This window comes from Pantoea sp. UBA6567 (genome assembly GCF_002434165.1).
Lineage (GTDB): Bacteria > Pseudomonadota > Gammaproteobacteria > Enterobacterales > Enterobacteriaceae > Pantoea > Pantoea eucrina.
The window spans coordinates 200,022-217,215 of record NZ_DJJN01000006.1 but is presented as its reverse complement, the minus strand read 5'-3'; the positions used below and the strand labels follow the sequence as shown (position 1 = coordinate 217,215).

General features: G+C 55.6%; 20 protein-coding genes. 9 read left to right on the top strand and 11 right to left on the bottom strand.

Annotated features, from left to right (window positions below):
- Positions 1 to 116: 116 nt before the first annotated feature.
- The 5 genes from artP to artJ (B4M48_RS06995) all read left to right on the top strand — a co-directional run bounded on the left by artP (position 117) and on the right by artJ (B4M48_RS06995) (position 3,866).
- A complete protein-coding gene (gene artP, locus B4M48_RS07015) occupies positions 117 to 845 on the top strand; it encodes an arginine ABC transporter ATP-binding protein ArtP (protein ID WP_039383501.1) in 729 nt (242 codons plus the stop codon).
- Between the two features lie 15 nt (positions 846 to 860).
- A complete protein-coding gene (gene artJ / locus B4M48_RS07010; RefSeq protein WP_071668670.1) occupies positions 861 to 1,592 on the top strand; it encodes an arginine ABC transporter substrate-binding protein in 732 nt (243 codons plus the stop codon).
- 6 nt (positions 1,593 to 1,598) lie between these two features.
- Entirely contained in the window at positions 1,599 to 2,312 is a 714-nt protein-coding gene (gene artQ / locus B4M48_RS07005) for an arginine ABC transporter permease ArtQ (protein WP_071668669.1), read from the top strand.
- Between the two features lie 3 nt (positions 2,313 to 2,315).
- Positions 2,316 to 2,984 (top strand): arginine ABC transporter permease ArtM, encoded by a 669-nt coding sequence (gene artM / locus B4M48_RS07000; protein WP_039383496.1) that lies wholly within the window; start codon positions 2,316 to 2,318, stop codon positions 2,982 to 2,984.
- Between the two features lie 150 nt (positions 2,985 to 3,134).
- Positions 3,135 to 3,866, top strand: coding sequence for an arginine ABC transporter substrate-binding protein (gene artJ / locus B4M48_RS06995; RefSeq protein ID WP_039383495.1), 732 nt, complete (start codon positions 3,135 to 3,137; stop codon positions 3,864 to 3,866).
- Between the two features lie 24 nt (positions 3,867 to 3,890).
- Here artJ (B4M48_RS06995) and rlmC read toward each other — a convergent pair whose 3' ends face one another.
- The 10 genes from rlmC to B4M48_RS06945 all read right to left on the bottom strand — a co-directional run bounded on the left by rlmC (position 3,891) and on the right by B4M48_RS06945 (position 12,710).
- A complete protein-coding gene (rlmC, locus tag B4M48_RS06990) occupies positions 3,891 to 5,033 on the bottom strand; it encodes a 23S rRNA (uracil(747)-C(5))-methyltransferase RlmC (RefSeq protein WP_288656301.1) in 1,143 nt (380 codons plus the stop codon).
- 41 nt (positions 5,034 to 5,074) lie between these two features.
- Positions 5,075 to 5,539: a YbjO family protein gene (locus tag B4M48_RS06985; RefSeq protein WP_039383491.1), complete on the bottom strand. Its 465-nt coding sequence runs from the start codon at positions 5,537 to 5,539 to the stop codon at positions 5,075 to 5,077.
- A gap of 66 nt (positions 5,540 to 5,605) precedes the next feature.
- Positions 5,606 to 6,451: a putrescine ABC transporter permease PotI gene (potI, locus tag B4M48_RS06980; RefSeq protein ID WP_071668666.1), complete on the bottom strand. Its 846-nt coding sequence runs from the start codon at positions 6,449 to 6,451 to the stop codon at positions 5,606 to 5,608.
- Complete coding sequence (potH, locus tag B4M48_RS06975; RefSeq protein ID WP_288656298.1) at positions 6,448 to 7,404, bottom strand: putrescine ABC transporter permease PotH; 957 nt, start codon at positions 7,402 to 7,404, stop codon at positions 6,448 to 6,450. The genes potI and potH overlap by 4 nt, the downstream gene beginning before the upstream one ends.
- Positions 7,405 to 7,413: 9 nt before the next feature.
- Positions 7,414 to 8,547, bottom strand: a complete 1,134-nt coding sequence (gene potG / locus B4M48_RS06970; RefSeq protein ID WP_148310066.1) for a putrescine ABC transporter ATP-binding subunit PotG — start codon at positions 8,545 to 8,547, stop codon at positions 7,414 to 7,416.
- A 119-nt stretch (positions 8,548 to 8,666) separates the two neighbouring features.
- Entirely contained in the window at positions 8,667 to 9,776 is a 1,110-nt protein-coding gene (gene potF, locus B4M48_RS06965; RefSeq protein ID WP_286877302.1) for a spermidine/putrescine ABC transporter substrate-binding protein PotF, read from the bottom strand.
- A 460-nt stretch (positions 9,777 to 10,236) separates the two neighbouring features.
- Positions 10,237 to 10,716 carry a YbjN domain-containing protein gene (locus tag B4M48_RS06960; protein ID WP_039383479.1) on the bottom strand — a complete coding sequence of 160 codons (480 nt, stop codon included), beginning with the start codon at positions 10,714 to 10,716 and terminating at the stop codon, positions 10,237 to 10,239.
- Between the two features lie 87 nt (positions 10,717 to 10,803).
- The gene (gene rimK, locus B4M48_RS06955) at positions 10,804 to 11,706 is read right to left on the bottom strand and encodes a 30S ribosomal protein S6--L-glutamate ligase (RefSeq protein ID WP_288656296.1); all 903 of its coding nucleotides are present in this window, start codon (positions 11,704 to 11,706) and stop codon (positions 10,804 to 10,806) included.
- Positions 11,707 to 11,723: 17 nt separating this feature from the next.
- The gene (gene nfsA / locus B4M48_RS06950; protein WP_039383474.1) at positions 11,724 to 12,446 is read right to left on the bottom strand and encodes an oxygen-insensitive NADPH nitroreductase; all 723 of its coding nucleotides are present in this window, start codon (positions 12,444 to 12,446) and stop codon (positions 11,724 to 11,726) included.
- Between the two features lie 12 nt (positions 12,447 to 12,458).
- Entirely contained in the window at positions 12,459 to 12,710 is a 252-nt protein-coding gene (locus tag B4M48_RS06945) for a DUF1418 family protein (RefSeq protein WP_039383472.1), read from the bottom strand.
- 196 nt (positions 12,711 to 12,906) lie between these two features.
- Between B4M48_RS06945 and B4M48_RS06940 the strand changes: the two genes are divergently transcribed.
- Positions 12,907 to 13,170 carry a GrxA family glutaredoxin gene (locus B4M48_RS06940; protein ID WP_039383469.1) on the top strand — a complete coding sequence of 88 codons (264 nt, stop codon included), beginning with the start codon at positions 12,907 to 12,909 and terminating at the stop codon, positions 13,168 to 13,170.
- Positions 13,171 to 13,195: 25 nt separating this feature from the next.
- On the opposite strand, the gene ybjM is transcribed toward B4M48_RS06940, so the two are convergent.
- The gene (ybjM, locus tag B4M48_RS06935) at positions 13,196 to 13,564 is read right to left on the bottom strand and encodes an inner membrane protein YbjM (RefSeq protein ID WP_286877304.1); all 369 of its coding nucleotides are present in this window, start codon (positions 13,562 to 13,564) and stop codon (positions 13,196 to 13,198) included.
- A gap of 251 nt (positions 13,565 to 13,815) precedes the next feature.
- Here ybjM and B4M48_RS06930 point away from each other — a divergent pair, with 251 nt between their 5' ends.
- The 3 genes from B4M48_RS06930 (at position 13,816) to ybjG (ending at position 17,052) form a co-directional block, all read left to right on the top strand.
- A complete protein-coding gene (locus tag B4M48_RS06930) occupies positions 13,816 to 15,504 on the top strand; it encodes an aspartate:alanine antiporter (RefSeq protein ID WP_039383465.1) in 1,689 nt (562 codons plus the stop codon).
- A gap of 200 nt (positions 15,505 to 15,704) precedes the next feature.
- Positions 15,705 to 16,460 (top strand): phosphatase PAP2 family protein, encoded by a 756-nt coding sequence (locus B4M48_RS06925; RefSeq protein WP_039383464.1) that lies wholly within the window; start codon positions 15,705 to 15,707, stop codon positions 16,458 to 16,460.
- Positions 16,447 to 17,052, top strand: coding sequence for an undecaprenyl-diphosphate phosphatase (gene ybjG / locus B4M48_RS06920; RefSeq protein WP_071668662.1), 606 nt, complete (start codon positions 16,447 to 16,449; stop codon positions 17,050 to 17,052). Before B4M48_RS06925 ends, ybjG begins: the two co-directional genes overlap by 14 nt.
- The last annotated feature ends 142 nt before the right edge of the window (positions 17,053 to 17,194 follow it).

Here is a 17,194-nt window from a genome sequence, read left to right as displayed (position 1 = left end):
TCTGCTGCACCGGAGCGGGTAATGCGCTGTTTAATAAATTTTAAGTCACCCGATTTGCATAACTATGCCGGGAACGTTAAGATTTGCGGCACTATTTGCTCTCTATTTTTCCGCGCATGAGTATTCAATTAAACGCTATTAACTGCTTTTACGGTGCCCATCAGGCGCTGTCTGACATCAACCTGGAGTGTCCGCAGGGAGAGACGCTGGTGCTGCTCGGTCCCAGCGGTGCCGGGAAGAGCTCACTCCTGCGCGTACTCAATCTGCTGGAGCTGCCGCGTTCTGGTACGCTGCAGATTGCCGGCAACCAGTTTGACTTTACCAAAACGCCTGCTGACAGCGCGATTCGCGAGCTGCGCCAGAACGTCGGCATGGTATTCCAGCAATATAACCTCTGGCCCCACCTGACGGTTATGCAAAACCTCACTGAGGCTCCCTGCCGGGTGCTGGGCCTGACAAAAGAGGCGGCGCGCGCGCGTGCCGATAAGCTGCTGGAGCGCCTGCGCCTGACGCCTTATGCCGATCGTTTTCCGCTGCACCTCTCCGGTGGTCAGCAGCAGCGCGTGGCGATTGCCCGCGCGCTGATGATGGAGCCGCAGGTGCTGCTGTTCGATGAGCCCACCGCCGCGCTCGATCCGGAAATTACCGCGCAGATCGTGACGATTATTCGTGAACTGGCACAGACGCAGATCACGCAGGTTATTGTGACCCACGAGGTAGAAGTGGCGCGCAAAACCGCCAGCCGCGTGGTCTATATGGAGAATGGTCACATCATTGAACAGGGTGATGCCAGCCGCTTTACACAGCCGCAAACCGATGCGTTTGCACACTATCTTTCGCACTAAGTCAGGATGCTAATAATGAAAAAAGTTGTACTTGCTGCCCTGCTCACCACGCTGAGCCTGAGCGCTTCCGCTGCACAGACGCTGCGTTTCGCTACCGAAGCCTCTTATCCGCCGTTTGAATTCGTTGACGCTGAGAACAAAATCCAGGGATTCGATGTCGATCTCGCTAACGCCCTTTGCAAAGAGATGGATGCGACCTGCACCTTTACTAATCAGGCGTTCGACAGCCTGATCCCCAGCCTGAAATTCCGCCGTTTTGACGCGGTAATGGCCGGTATGGACATCACGCCGGAACGTGAAAAGCAGGTGCTGTTCAGCAAGCCTTACTACGATAACTCTGCCACCTTTATTGCACAGAAAGGTAAGCTGGCTGATGTTGCTGCCCTTAAAGGCAAGCGCGTCGGCGTACAAAACGGTACCACCCACCAGAAGTTCCTGACTGACAAGCATAGCGATATTACTATCGTGCCTTACGACAGCTATCAGAACGCCGTACTGGATCTGAAAAATGGCCGCATCGATGCCGTCTTTGGTGATACCGCCGTGGTCAATGAGTGGCTGAAGCAGAACGCAACGCTGGCACCGCTGGGTGAAAAGGTCACGGATAAAGATTACTTTGGCACCGGCCTGGGCATCGCCGTGCGTCAGGGCAACGCTGAACTGCAGGGTAAGTTCAACGCGGCACTGGATAAGATCAAAGCTGACGGCACCTACAAGACTATCTACAGCAAATGGTTCCAGCAGTAATCTCTGATGAATGAAATGATCTCACTTGCAAGTGCCGCCGGGATAACCGTCGGCCTTGCTGTTTGTGCGCTGATCGCCGGCCTTGTGCTGGCAATGCTGTTTGCTGGCTGGGAGTCGCTGCGCATAAAACCGCTGGCGTGGGTCGGCACCGTGCTGGTCACGCTGATCCGCGGTCTGCCGGAAATCCTGGTCGTCCTTTTTATCTATTTTGGTGCCTCACAGCTGCTGCTGACGCTCTCTGACGGTTTCAGTCTTAATCTGGGCCTGGTGACTATTCCGGTGCAGCTGCAGATTGAGAACTTTGATGTCAGCCCGTTTCTCTGCGGGGTGATTGCGCTGGCTATGCTCTATTCCGCCTATGCATCACAGACGCTGCGCGGTGCGCTGAAAGCAGTACCGGCAGGCCAGTGGGAATCTGGTCAGGCGCTGGGGATGAAAAAGTCTGCCATCTTTTTCCGGCTGATTATGCCGCAAATGTGGCGACATGCGCTGCCGGGCCTCGGCAACCAGTGGCTGGTGCTGCTGAAAGATACGGCGCTGGTGTCGCTGATTAGCGTTAACGACCTGATGCTGCAGACGAAAAGTATCGCTACGCGTACGCAGGAACCTTTTACCTGGTATCTGGTGGCTGCCGCTATCTATCTGTTAATTACGCTCTTCAGTCAGGCGATTTTACGCCGTATTGAACTACGCACCACGCGTTTTGAGCGGGGAGCCTGACGCATGCTCGACTATTTACCCGAACTGTTAAAAGGTCTGCATACCAGCTTAACGCTGACGCTGGCCTCACTGGCGGCCGCGCTGCTGCTGTCGCTGCTCTGTACTGTCGTGCTGGCGCTGAAAGTCCCGGTCGCCAGCCTGCTGGTAAGAGGCTATATCACGCTGTTTACCGGTACTCCCCTGCTGGTGCAGATTTTCCTGATCTACTACGGGCCGGGCCAGTTTCCCGCTATTCAGAGCGTACCCTGGCTCTGGCATCTGCTGTCGCAGCCCTGGCTGTGCGCGATGCTGGCGCTTTCGCTCAACAGCGCCGCCTACACCACCCAGCTATTTTATGGTGCGGTACGCGCTATTCCGGCGGGTCAGTGGCAGTCATGCGCCGCGCTCGGCATGAACCGCAAAGATACGCTGCGTATTTTGCTGCCCTATGCGCTTAAGCGCGCCCTCTCCTCCTATTCCAACGAGGTGGTGCTGGTGTTTAAAAGCACCTCGCTGGCCTACACCATTACGCTGATGGAAGTGATGGGCCACGGTCAGATGCTCTACGGACGCACCTATGACGTTACGGTGTATGCGGCGGCGGGTCTGATCTATCTGGTGGTTAACGGCGCTCTGACGCTGCTGATGCGGCTGATAGAGAAACGCGCACTGGTATTTGAGCAGCGCAGCTAATCGCCACCGGAGCGGTTGCTTGTGCGCCGTGCCGGCGTCAGAGCAGCCGCCCATTATAAAGCCTTACTTATCCAAAATAATTGCATAAAAATTCATTCAATGGCATTGTGTCACGCATTCCGCTTCTGGCTTGCTTATGAGAATGACATGATGAAAAAATGGATTATCGCCGCAGCGCTCGCTGCGGTTACTGTGAATGCTTATGCAGCTGAAAAAATACGTTTTGCCGTTTCCGCTACCTATCCGCCGTTTGAATCACTGGATCACGACAATCAGATTGTGGGCTTTGATATCGATCTGGCGAAAGCGCTCTGTGCGAAAATCAAAGCGGAGTGCACGTTCACAAATAATGCGTTTGACAGCCTGATCCCGTCGCTGAAATTCCGCCGTTATGATGCGGTGATTTCCGGTATGGATATTACCGCCGAGCGCAGTAAGCAGGTCGATTTCAGCCAGCCTTACTATGCCAACTCCGCTATCGTCATTGCCCGTAAAGGAGAGTTCAGCGATTTCAGCCAGCTGAAAGGCAAGCGTATCGGCGTAGAGAACGGCACCACTCACCAGAAATATCTGACTGAAAAGCATCCGGACGTGGTAGCGGTCGCGTATGACAGCTATCAGAATGCGATTCTCGACCTGAAAAACGGCCGCCTCAATGGCGTATTTGGCGACAGCGCCGTGGTCAGTCAGTGGCTGAAAGCCAATGAGGATCTCACTACCGTGGGCGAGCACGTGACCGATGCCGGATACTTTGGCAACGGGCTGGGTATTGCCGTGCGTAAGGGTAACAGTGACCTGCTGAATGAGTTCAATACCGCGCTGGCGGCTCTGAAAGCTGACGGCAGCTGGCAGCAGATCAACCAGAAGTGGTTCCCTGAGTAATTTCTCTTCTCAGCGCGTGCTGCGTTATGCAGCACGCGCCCGATCGTTACGCGTCAGCAGACATAACACTTCAAAATGAGCAGTGTGCGGGAACATATCAAACAGCTGCACTTTTTGTATGTTGTAATCACTAAGCCGGGCAATATCCTGCGCCAGGGTGGCAGGATTGCAGCTGGAGTAAAGAATAAAAGCCGGAGCCATGTCGCTTAAATAGTCGCACAGCTCGCTGCCAATGCCGCGGCGCGGCGGATTAACCAGCACCAGCTGCGGGACATCTTCCCGTGAGGTAGCGAAACGGGTGGAATCCAGAGCGGCAAAGTGCACCTTCTCCAGCCCCAGCTGCTGCGCCGATTGCTGCGCACAGGCTATCGCTTCAGAGCTGATTTCAATGCCCGTCAGCGTCATCTCCGGGGTGGCGCAGTGCAGGCCAAATCCACCCACGCCGCAAAAAAGATCCCACATACTGGTCACGTTCAGCTCCGCTACCCAGTCGCGCGCGGTGGCGTAAAGCGCGGCCGCCACCTGCGGGTTGGTCTGGAAAAAGCTTTGCGGACGGATATAAAGCGGTACCTGGTTAAAGCGTTCCGGCAGCGCCTGCTGCGCGGTGAGCGCAATCTCTTCCTCCCCCTCCAGAATCGCCATATGTACCGGCTGAATATTGGCAGAGATCACCTTCAGCTGCGGCAGCTGCTGCTGCAGCCACGGCAGTGCCGCCTGCAACTGCGGCACCTTACTGGCTGAACGCAGCACAAAACGCAGCATCATGCCGCCCTCGCTGCTTTCTGTCAGCAGCAGAAACTTCAGTTCGCCGCGCCTGCGCGTCACGCTGTAAGGCGTAAGACCGGCACGGGCGATAAAGGGTTTGAGCAGCGCAAACACCGGCGCAAAGCTGGCGGGATAGAGCGGACAGGCGCAGAGATCGACCGGCTCGCCGTCAGGTGCCACCAGACCAAAAACCGGGCGCTCCACGCTGCCGCTGACCACCATTTTGGCCTTATTGCGAAACCCCTGCTCCGCCGACGTCACCGGACGCCGCCAGTCGCTGACCGGCATCGCTGCAAGCAGCTGAGCAAGCCGCGCCTGCTTATCGCTGACCTGCTGCGGATAGGGTTTCTCCAGCCACTGACATGAACGGCAGCGGCCAGCGTCATAAAGCGCGCAATGCATGGAACAACCTGTACTCGGAGAAAAAATGGGGGGCGATTGTATCACCGGATGCGGAAAAATGCGCGACTGCTGGCCGGCACAAACAGCAGCAGCACAATCAGCACGTCCGGCAATTTCTGCTGCAGCGTGTGGTGAATAATCTGCAGATTGTTTTCACCCGAAATACTGAATATCTCCGGATAGATCCAGCCCACCGACGCCATCAGCATATAGAACAGCACCACAACCTGGCTGAGCGTATAGCCCCAGCGGCCGCGATTGCTGCCGCGCATCAGGGTAAAAGCACAGCGCAGTTCAAACAGAAAAATCAGCTGGCTGGCGATAAATATCAGGGTGGAGTCCCAGGCCTGTGCGCTGCGGTGCACAAAGTTAGCCATCTCCTCATAGCCCAGCTCGCCAGCCATCATCATCACGCTGAGGCAGCGGGTAATAATAATCGCGATACCGGCAATCGTTACCGGCACCGGCGTTGAGCTCAACACAGCGTTTTTCAGCGTTTCCGACATCACCCAGGCTCCATAAGAAAAGGCTGGCAACGCCAGCCTTGCTTATAGTGGCAAACTCACGGGATTTCAGCCACGTTTTGCTTTCTGAATATCACGCAAACGCTGTTTTTCTTCATGCGCCATAAAGCGCCAGGCGATGAAACCGACCAGCCCGACCACAAACAGAATAATCGACGCCAGCGCGTTGATCTCCGGATTCACCCCGCGTCGTACCGTGGCGAAGATCGCCATCGGCAGCGTGGTCGCTCCCGGACCGGTAACAAAACTGGCGATCACGAGGTCATCAAGCGACAGCGTAAAGGCCAGCAGCCAGCCGGTTACAATGGCGGGCGCAATCATCGGCACGGTGATCACAAAGAACACCTTCAGCGGCGTGGCGCCCAGATCCATCGCGGCCTCTTCAATAGAGCGATCCAGTTCGCGCAGGCGGGCGTTGATCACGACCGCAACATAAGCGGTACAGAATGTGACGTGCGCCAGCCAGATAGTCAGCATGCCGCGGTCGCCCGGCCAGCCCAGCGTGTTCGCCATCGCCACAAACAGCAGCAGCAGCGACAGACCGGTAATCACGTCAGGCATAACCAGCGGTGCGGTCAGCATAAAGGCGAAACCGCTGTGACCGCGAAAGCGGCCAAAGCGCACAATGATCACCGCCGCCAGGGTACCCAGTATCACGGCCATGGTGGCTGAAAGCCCGGCAATGGTCAGGCTCAGCCCGACGGCATCGAGCATCGCCTCATCCTGAAACAGCACGCGATACCAGTGAAAAGAGAAGCTCTCCCACACCGTGACCAGCTGCGAGCTGTTAAAGGAGTAAACCACCAGCAGCAGCATGGGCGCATAGAGAAACAGAAAGCAGAGCACCAGAATAGCGGTACGCCACGGCGAGCGAATAACCGGTAGCTGATTCATGCTTTCTCTCCCGCAGCGCGATTTTGATGCTTGTGGAACCAGATAATCGGCAGGATCAGGATCAGCAGAATGGTTACCGCCAGCGCGGAGGCCACCGGCCAGTCGCGGTTATTAAAAAACTCCTGCCAGAGAATGCGGCCAATCATAATACTGTCCGGGCCGCCCAGCAGTTCCGGGATCACATACTCCCCTACCGCCGGTATGAACACCAGCATCGACCCGGCGATAATGCCGCCTTTGGTCAGCGGCACAATCACGCTGAAAAAGGTTTTCAGCGGACGCGCGCCTAAGTCCAGCGACGCTTCCACCAGCGAATAGTCGATACGCGTCAGCGCGGTATAGATCGGCAGCACCATAAAGGGCAGATAGCAGTAAACAATACCGATATAGACCGCTGTATTGGTGTAGAGGATCACCAGCGGATGATCGATAACGCCAAGCCACACCAAAAAGCGATTCAGAATGCCGTTATTGTTCAGTAACCCCATCCAGGCGTAAACGCGCACCAGGAATGATGTCCAGGAGGGCAGGATCACCAGCAGCAGCAGTATGGTGCGCATCGACGGCTTGCTGTGCGCAACCGCCCAGGCGAGCGGATAGGCGATAAGCAGGCAAATTACCGTGGAGATCGCCGCCACTTTAAGCGAGGTCAGGTAGGCTTCAGCGTAAAGCGGATCGTCCGTCAGCGTAAAATAGTTGCCGAGGTTCAGCACGACATTCAGCTGGTCATCCGCCCAGGTCACCAGGTCAGTGTAAGGCGGGATGGCGCGGGCGATATCGGCAAAGCTGATTTTAAGCACAATCAGAAACGGCAGCAGGAACAGCAAAATCAGCCACAGGTAAGGCAGCGCAATCACCAGTTTGCGTCCGTGCTGCATCTTCATGCGGGTTGCCCAGCGCTGCAGTGGCGTGCCCGCCAGTACCGGCTGAGGCCGTGGAGAAATCTGACTCATAACCGCCCCCTAGACCGTCAGAACCACACAGCTGTCCGCATCCCAGCAGAGACGCACTTCATCTCCCCAGACGGGCGCACCTTTGCGAAAACGATGCGCGTTTTGCAGCTGCGCGCTGATCATCTGTCCACTGTGCAGGCGCACGTGGTAAATCGACAGATCGCCCAGATAGGCGATATGCGCCACCTCGCCCACGGCAAAGTTGCAGCCGTCAGCCGGTACCGTATCGCACAGCATCACCTTTTCCGGGCGCAGCGCAATGTGGACCGGGACATTGTCGACAATGGAGACATCCGTCTGGACCTTCAGCGGATGCATCAGGCCGGGGCTATCAATCACCACGCCCTCGTCACGCCGCTCGCGCAGCAGCCCCTCAAACACGTTAACCGAGCCGATAAACTCTGCGCTATAGCGGCTGGTAGGATGCTCATAAATCTCTTCCGGCTCACCAATCTGCACAAACTTACCGCGATTCATGATGGCAATACGTCCGGCCATAGTCATCGCCTCTTCCTGATCGTGCGTGACCATGACGCAGGTAGCACCCACGCGCTCCAGAATATCCACCACCTCATGCTGCATGCGATCGCGCAGTTTTTTATCCAGTGCACCCATCGGCTCATCCAGCAGCAGCAGTTTAGGCCGTTTTGCCAGGCTGCGGGCCAGCGCCACGCGCTGACGCTGCCCGCCTGAGAGCTGATGCGGTTTGCGGCTGGCGTACTCCTGCATATGCACCAGCGCCAGCATCTCCGCCACGCGGCTGGCGATTTCTGCTTTGGATAATTTATCCTGCTTCAGGCCAAAGGCGATGTTTTGCTCCACTGTCATATGCGGAAACAGCGCGTAGGACTGAAACATCATATTGATAGGGCGCTGATAGGGCGGCACGTGAGAGAGATCCTGACCATCCAGCACAATCTGGCCGCTGCTGGGGATCTCAAATCCTGCCAGCATGCGCAGCAGCGTCGATTTGCCGCAGCCAGATGCACCCAGCAGGGCAAAGATTTCACCTTTGTAGATAGTCAGGCTGACATCATCTACGGCGTGCTGACCCTCAAACGATTTGGTCAGGTTACGGATCTCCAGCAGCGGCGTTAATGCCTTTGCTGATTTACTCTGGGGACGGGAAATCGCGTCGTTCACTAACATTTCTCCGGCGCTAAGCGGGGTAGCGCGGCACAGCCAGCCGCTGGAATGGCACAGCAGAGGCCCGTACTGCGCCTCTGCTGTGGTTACCGGTCAGGGATATCGTTCAGAACGAATCACTTACCACTTTTTACTTTAGTCCATGCGCGGGTGCGTGCGCGATCCAGTTTCGGATCCTGGACCTTGAGCACAAACAGCTTCGCCATCGCGTCCGGCGTCGGGAAGATGCCCGGATTGTTGCGGACGTCGGCGTTAATCAGCGGCAGCGACGCTTTATTGCCGTTGGCATAATTGATTTTGTTGGATACCTCAGCGATCACTTTCGGCTCCATGATGTAGTTCAGCCACTGATAGGCAGCATCCATATTTTTCGCATCTTTCGGGATCGCCATCATGTCAAAGAACGCCAGGGCGCCCTCTTTCGGCACGCTATAGCCCAGGTGAACGCCGTTATTTGCTTTTTCAGCGCGATCTTTCGCCTGCAGAATATCGCCAGACCAGCCTATCGCCACGCAGGTGTTACCATTCGCCAGGTCGTTGATATATTGCGACGAGTGGAAATAGCGAATATTTGGCCGCAGTTTCATCAGCAGATCGGTCGCCGCTCCGGTGTAATCTTTGGCGTTAGCGCTGTTGGGATCTTTGCCAAGATAGTTCAGCACCGTGGCGAAGATCTCTTCCGGCGCGTCCAGGAAAGAGACACCGCAGCTTTTCAGTTTTTCGAGGTTTTCCGGTTTCAGCACCAGATCCCAGCTGTTAACCGGCGCGTCCGCACCGAGCGCGGCTTTGACTTTCTCAACGTTATAACCGATGCCGGTGGTGCCCCACAGATAAGGAATCGCGTATTTATTGCCAGGATCGTGCTGTGCCACTTTGGCCATCAGGTCCGGATCGAGGTTTTTGTAGTTCGGCAGTTTACTTTTGTCGAGTTCCTGAAACACGCCCGACTGCAGCTGGCGCGCCAGAAAACTGGATGAGGGCACCACAACATCATAGCCGGTGCTGCCCGCCATCAGTTTGCCTTCCAGCACTTCATTGGAGTCAAAGACGTCATACACAACTTTGATGCCGGTCTGCTTTTCAAAGTTGGGCACCGTATCGGCCGCAATATAATCGGACCAGTTATAGACGTGCAGCGTTTTATCTTCTGCCTGAGCAGCAACAGCTGATGCCATTACCACACCAGCCACTGCGGCTGGCAACCATTTTTTTGTCTGGTTGTTCATCTGTTATTTTCTCCTGAACGGGTCAATAAACGCTGCATACAGCCGATCCGATGATTTCCTGTCTGAAAATAGCCAGACATACAATGAATCACTCTTCAGCGGACGTTAAATAGTAAATACCTATAGCCAGTCTCGGGAGAGTGAGCCAGCAACCTGCAAATGGGTAGCTATGCAGATGCGTAACGGCGGGCCTTCCCTGAAATCAGTATAGCGCTGCTGAGCGGTAGCCTGTCCGGCACAGCTTCGCAAGAATAGCCCCCCTGATCTCTGCGCACCAGACCCCAGCGTAAAAAACGCCTTTTTACGATATTTTATGCACTTTTGTGCTATGTGGTCTGGCAGTTACGGCATAAAGCATGACTAAAATCTGGCGGGAGCGGGCAAATAACAGAATAAAAAATGGCAGGAGAAAATCAGAAAGAAAACTGCCGCAGTCTGCGGCAGTGAATATAAAGCGGAATTAGTGTAAAACCCCTGAACTGCTGACCCCGGAAGGACGCTCCTCCTCCTCACCCATCATCAGCAGGTGATTCGCAAAGGCTTCCATAATCACCATAGAAACCCCCTCTTCACTCTGCTTCATAAAGTGCGTGAACTGACTGAAGGTGATGCCGGCGGTAACACTCAGGGACTGACAGACAATCAGCTTGGGCAGATTATCATCCTGAATATCGATAAAAGCTTTGATGGTCAGCGAGCTGGCATTAATTTGCGACAGATCGCCGACCAGCGGAATAAGCGCTGTGGGTTTAACTTCAGCCAGCGCAGAAAACAGAATAACGTTATCCACCAGGTCAATTTTTGCGTCAAACACCCCGTCAAAATTCTGCATGTGCGGCAGATGTAATGCCTGGCAGGCATCACATTCGAACCAGGTGATATTTTGTTGATCCAGCCAGCGACGCAGCATGTCGATGTCAGGAACGACCAGTGAATCCATCGCTATTTCCTGTGGGGTGAATAAATAAGCGCCTTAGCTTACGGAAAAATGGGGTCAGATGCCACGAAAACCACCGGAAAACGCTATCTAGCCACCGGTTTTAGGACGATAGCCGGGGCAGGCGTGCTGCTCAATCCAGTCGATCATCATAGTGGCAATATCCAGGCCCGTGCAGCCCTCAATACCTTCCAGACCGGGTGAGGCGTTGACCTCCATGACCAGCGGACCGCGGCTGGCACGCAGAATATCGACACCCGCCACGGCCAGCCCCAGCGTTGCTGCGGCTTTAATGGCGATGTCACGCTCCCGGTCGCTGATAGTAACAGGGTGCGCGGTGCCGCCACGATGCAGATTTGAGCGGAATTCCCCCTCTTTTGCCTCACGCCCGATGGCAGCCACCACGCGATCGCCAATAACCAGACAGCGAATATCGCGGCCCCGCGCTTCTTTAATAAACTCCTGCACCAGAATATGCGCATTGAGACCGCGAAACGCATCAATCACGCTTTCGGCGGCCTGACGCGTCTCTGCCAGCACGACGCCAATCCCCTGGGTGCCTTCCACCAGCTTAACCACCAGCGGCGCCCCGCCCACCATGCGGATCAGATCGCCGGTATCATCCGGCGAGGAAGCGATACCGGTCACCGGCATATCAATGCCCTCGCGCGCCAGCAGCTGCAGCGAGCACAGCTTGTCGCGGGCGCGGGTGATCGCCACCGATTCATTGAGCGGGTAGCTGCCAAGCAGCTCAAACTGGCGCAGGACCGCGGTGCCATAAAAAGTTGTGGCCGTGCCGATTCGCGGGATCACCGCATCAAAATGACCGAGTATCTCACCCTGATAATGCACGGCCGGCAGCGCTGCGTTGATATTCATATAGCAGGAGAGCGGATCGATCATCGCAATCTGATGCCCGCGTGCCTCAGCGGCTGCGCGCAGCCGCTGACTGGAGTAAAGCGTGCTGTCGCGGGTAAGAAGCGCCATTTTCATGCGGCAGTCCTCCTGACTTAACGCGTCGCCCAGCCCTGACTGTGCAGATAGTCGAGCATAAACGGACGCGTCTCTTTAACGATCAGGCGCTGGATGAGATCGCTCCAGGTTTCGGAACGCTGGTTGCTGTCGCGCTGCTGATAGTACTCCGTGATTTGCTGGTCATACTCTGCCAGCACTGTTTTATCTACCTGATGATAGCTGTTTTCATGGACCAGCATCGCCTGCGGCATACGGGGTTTCACATCCGGAGAGGCTGACGGATAGCCGATACAGAAGCCAAACAGCGGCAGCACAAATTTTGGCAGCTCCAGCAGCGCGGTCACGTCCGCAATGTTATTGCGGATCCCGCCGATAAAAACGCCACCCAGCCCAAGCGACTCGGCGGCCACCATCGCATTTTGCGCCATTAGCGCGGTATCCACACAGCCCAGCAGCAGCTGTTCAGCACGACCCAGCTGAGCATCCGGGCAGATTTGCAGATGGCGGTTAAAATCGGCGCAGAAGACCCAAAACTCCGGTGCATCCGTTACCCAGGACTGGCCGCCCGCCAGCTCCGCCAGCGCGCGGCGCTTTTCGCGATCGGTGATGCGTACGATGGATGAGCACTGCAGAAAACTGGAGGTAGAAGCCGCCTGCGCTGCAGCAATAATCGCGCGGCGCTGAGCGTCATCAATACCCTGCTCAGTAAAAGCACGAATGGAACGGTGGCTGCATAGCAGATCGATTGTCGGCGTCATTATGTTCTCCGGTTATTTCCTGGTGTGAGTATGATCAAAAAGGTGCGGGGCCATGACTTTGGCGGTACGCCACATAATCAGCCATGCCGCAGGCAGCATCAGCGCAATGCCCAGCAAAAAAAGTAGCGTAGCCAGCGGCTTTTGCCCAATCGCGGCAGGCGCTGGCAGCCAGTTATTCATCAGCAAAAGCGCGCCGGCTACTGCGCAGGCGCCCAGCGCCTCAAGCAGCAACACGGGTTTTGGCAATCTTGCAAAGTTACGCATCGTGATACCTCTGCTGTTTGCGGGTCTGGTTCGGCGTATCGCTGCTGCCAGCATAGCCCGTCAGGGATAGCGTACATCCATCAGAGTAACAGGTATTTTCTGCTTCTCTTAAGCAGCATGAGCGGGCATGATGTGAACCATTATTCACGCTGTGCTGTGACTTTGCTCACAAAACAGCAGCGGAAGGAGAGAAGCAATGATTGCAGTGATTTTTGGCCGTTCAGGATGCCCTTATTGCGTACGCGCTAAAGAGTTAGCCGCTAAGCTGACCAGCGACCAGGATAGCTTCAACTACCAGTATGTTGATATTCAGGCAACCGGCATCACTAAAGCCGATCTGGAAGCGCGCGCCGGTAAACCAGTGACCACGGTGCCGCAGATTTTTATCGACGATCGACACATCGGTGGTTACACCGAATTTGCTGCCTGGACCAAAGAGAATCTTGGCATAGAGGCATAAAAAAACGGGCCATAAGGCCCGTTTTTTAATCGATGCGCATAGCCAGCATAATGCGCAGCAGACGAACCAGTAGCGCACCACACCCTGCCCAGAATAACGCACTCAGACTCCAGGCCAGCCCCATCAGCGGCGTATGACTGACCTGCCCTGTCAGCATGACCCAGCTCATCCCCAGCAGCGTTCCCGCTATCGCTGACCACAGCGTTGACACCATCGGGCTGGCGGGCTGCAGCAGCGCAATCGCTACCCCAGGCAACAGAAACAGCAGGAGTTCTGGCTGACCATGCCGCATATGGAGCGGCACGCTCCAGAAGTGGTGGGCAAAAATAAACACCAGCGTATAAAGCGTCGCGCCTGACGCGAATGCGGACCAGCGATGGCTGCGCTGCAACATAACAATCCTCAACGTTAACGTTAAAACAGAACTTTTAATGCCTGGCGCACATGCGTGGAAATAAATAGAAACAGCTACAAACAGAAAGAGTGAGCAATGCGGATAGCTGAAGCAAATAATAATGTTTAGAATAATGTCGCTTCAGAATCGGGCGGGACAGGAAGGCCAGCCCCGGCGTTTACCGCTCTGATTAAGATAGCTAAAAATCCTCCTCCTATCAACCTGTTACACGTGAATAAGAAGTTAAAACTGTGAACATTAACGTCGCAGAATTGTTAAGCAAAAATGACGTTCTGTTATTATTTGTCGTATTAGCGCTCGGCCTCTGTCTGGGAAAACTGCGTCTTGGTTCCGTCCAGCTGGGTAATTCAATTGGCGTACTGGTTGTCTCTCTGATTTTAGGCCAGCAGCATTTTGCGATTAATACCGACGCTCTGAGCCTGGGTTTTATGCTGTTTATTTTTTGTGTCGGCGTGGAGGCGGGACCCAATTTCTTTTCTATCTTTTTCCGCGACGGTAAAAACTATTTTTTCTTAGCCATTGTGATGGTGGTCAGTGCGCTACTGGTCGCACTGATTCTTGGCAATCTGTTTGGCTGGGATATCGGCCTTACGGCGGGCATGCTGGCAGGGTCAATGACCTCAACGCCGGTGCTGGTCGGTGCCGGCGATACGCTGCGGCAGAGCATCAGCGATCCGCGTCAGTTAAGTATGATGCAGGATAATCTGAGCCTCGGCTACGCCCTGACCTATCTGGTGGGGCTGGTCAGCCTGATTTTCGGCGCCCGCTATCTGCCCCGGTTGCAGCATCAGGATCTGCCCACCTGCGCCCAGCAAATTGCCCGCGAACGCGGTCTGGATGCTGACAGCCAGCGTAAGGTTTTTTTACCGGTGATCCGCGCCTATCGCGTCGGACCGGAGCTGGTAGCCTGGAGCGGCGGCAAAAACCTGCGCGAGCTGGGTATCCATCGTCAGACCGGCTGCTATATAGAACGTCTGCGGCGTAACGGCATTCTCGCCAGCCCGGACGGAGATGCCATGCTGCAGCTGGGCGATGAGATCTCACTGGTAGGTTATCCTGACGCCCACGCCCGGCTCGATGCCAGCTTCCGCAATGGTAAAGAGGTGTTCGACCGCGATCTGCTCGATATGCGTATCGTCACCGAGGAGATTGTGGTCAAGAACCACAATGCGGTAAATAAGCGGCTCAGCCATCTTAAACTCACCGATCATGGCTGCTTTCTGAATCGGGTGATCCGCAGCCAGATTGAGATGCCGATCGATGACAGCATCATGCTCAATAAAGGCGATGTGCTGCAGGTCAGCGGTGAAGCGCGCCGTGTTAAAAGCCTGGCCGATCGCATCGGCTTTATTGCCATTCACAGTCAGATGACTGACCTGCTCGCTTTCTGCGCCTTTTTTATCATCGGCCTGATGATAGGGATGATCACGTTTCAGTTCAGCAATTTCAGCTTTGGTATTGGTAACGCTGCCGGCCTGCTGTTTGCCGGCATCATGCTGGGCTTCCTGCGCGCCAACCACCCTACCTTTGGCTATATTCCGCAGGGTGCCCTGACCATGCTGAAAGAGTTCGGACTGATGGTCTTTATGGCAGGCGTCGGGCTCAGCGCCGGCAGTGGACTGCAGCACGGGCTCGGCAGCGCCGGTGCCCTGATGCTGCTGAGCGGGCTGCTGGTCAGCCTGGTGCCGGTGGTTATCTGCTATCTGTTTGGCGCTTACGTGCTGCGCATGAACCGCGCGCTGCTGTTTGGTGCCATCATGGGCGCACGCACCTGTGCGCCAGCCATGGAGATTATCAGCGATACCGCACGCAGTAATATTCCGGCGCTGGGCTATGCCGGCACCTATGCGATTGCCAATGTGCTACTGACGCTGGCCGGCACGCTGATTGTGATTATCTGGCCGGTGCTGGCGGGATAAATTATTTTTGTCTGTCGGGAACCTTTACCGGCCGCCAGCGTCTGAATAAGTGCCACTGCTTTTCTTTGAAATCCCCGGATTGAGGAGCCCGCCAGTCTTTTTGACTGACGGGTTTTTTTATATCTGACGCGGGTGCCTTAAGGTTGCGCTAAGCGAATCGCGCCATGCTGTGATCCTGACTTTTTTAACGATCACTCTTCATGCAACTGTCATCAAAGTTAAACACTTCCACAACCTGCTACCGGAATCGGAGCGGGACTATTTATTCTTTATCACTCCGCTTTTACGCTATCAACTTCATTTTACTGGCAATTCTGGCAGCCCTGTTTATTTACTTATCACGTAATGAGCAGCCTGACATCGCTATCAGCCAGTACTGGTTTGATCCGCTTACGCAGCGCTTTCCCTGGCAGCACAACCGCTGGCTGGATCTCATTAATCATCGCATCGCTAAGGATGTGATTATTGCCGGGGCCGTGCTGCTGCTGTTTCAGGGTATACGCACCCGCAATGCGCGGCAGATGCTGGTTGCGCTGCTGTTTGGTCTTGGCCCGCTGGTGGTGGGGATCATCAAAGCACACAGCGCGCACTCCTGCCCCTGGGATCTGGCGATGTTTGGCGGTAAGGCGCTCTCTTTTCCGTTGCTGGGCAGCGTACCTGCCGGCAGCGGACCCGGCGGCTGCTTTCCGGGCGGACATGCATCGAGTGGCTTTGCGGTGATGGCGCTGTTTTTTCTCTGGTGGCCGGAGCATCCACGCCGCGCCCTGCTGGCGCTGCTGGCAGGTGTCGCCCTGGGTTTACTGATGGGTTTTGGTCAGGTAATGCGCGGTGCGCACTTTTTTTCGCACAATTTATGGGCCGGCTGGTGGGTCTGGCTGGCACAGCTGCTGACAGTGGCCGGTATATCTTTTTGGGTTAACAAAACGAGGATAGCTAAACGGGATGGAAGCAATTAACCACACCCTTTTTTTATGGATCAATGCCACGCCAGCGTCACCGGCCTGGCTGCTGAATCTGGCAACGTTTGTCGCCAAAGATCTGATTGCGATTGTGCCGCTGCTGATTGTGGCTCTCTGGCTGTGGGGACCGCGTGAGCAGGTGCAGTCTCAGCGCGCGCTGGTACTGAAAACCGGTATAGCGCTTATCTATGCGCTGCTGATCTCCTGGTGTACCGGCCAGCTGCTGCCCCATCCGCGCCCCTTTGCTATCGGCTTTGGACACCAGTTTCTGATGCACGCCGCAGATGACTCCTACCCGAGCGATCACGGCACAACTATTTTTACCTTTGCCCTCGCCTTTATTTTCTGGCACCGGCTCTGGTCCGGCATCCTGCTGCTGGCTATCGGCAGCGCTATCGCCTGGTCGCGCGTCTATCTGGGCGTTCACTGGCCGCTGGATATGATCGGCGGGTTCCTGGTCGGTATGCTGGGCTGCCTGGCCTCGCAGATGGCATGGCAGCTCTATGGCGATCGCCTGCTGGCACTGACGCATCAGGTTTATCGCGTGCTGTTTGCAATGCCGATTCGTAAGGGCTGGATCAGGGATTAGGAGCACTGAGCAGCGCGGGGCTGGGCGCTGAGCAGCGCGGGGCACTTAGAGATTAGCGCTGAGCAGCGCGCGGCAACAGAGGGGTTCCGCCCGCCAGGCTTCTGGCAGTTTCAGCGGCATTACCGCACGCGGACGGGCTAAG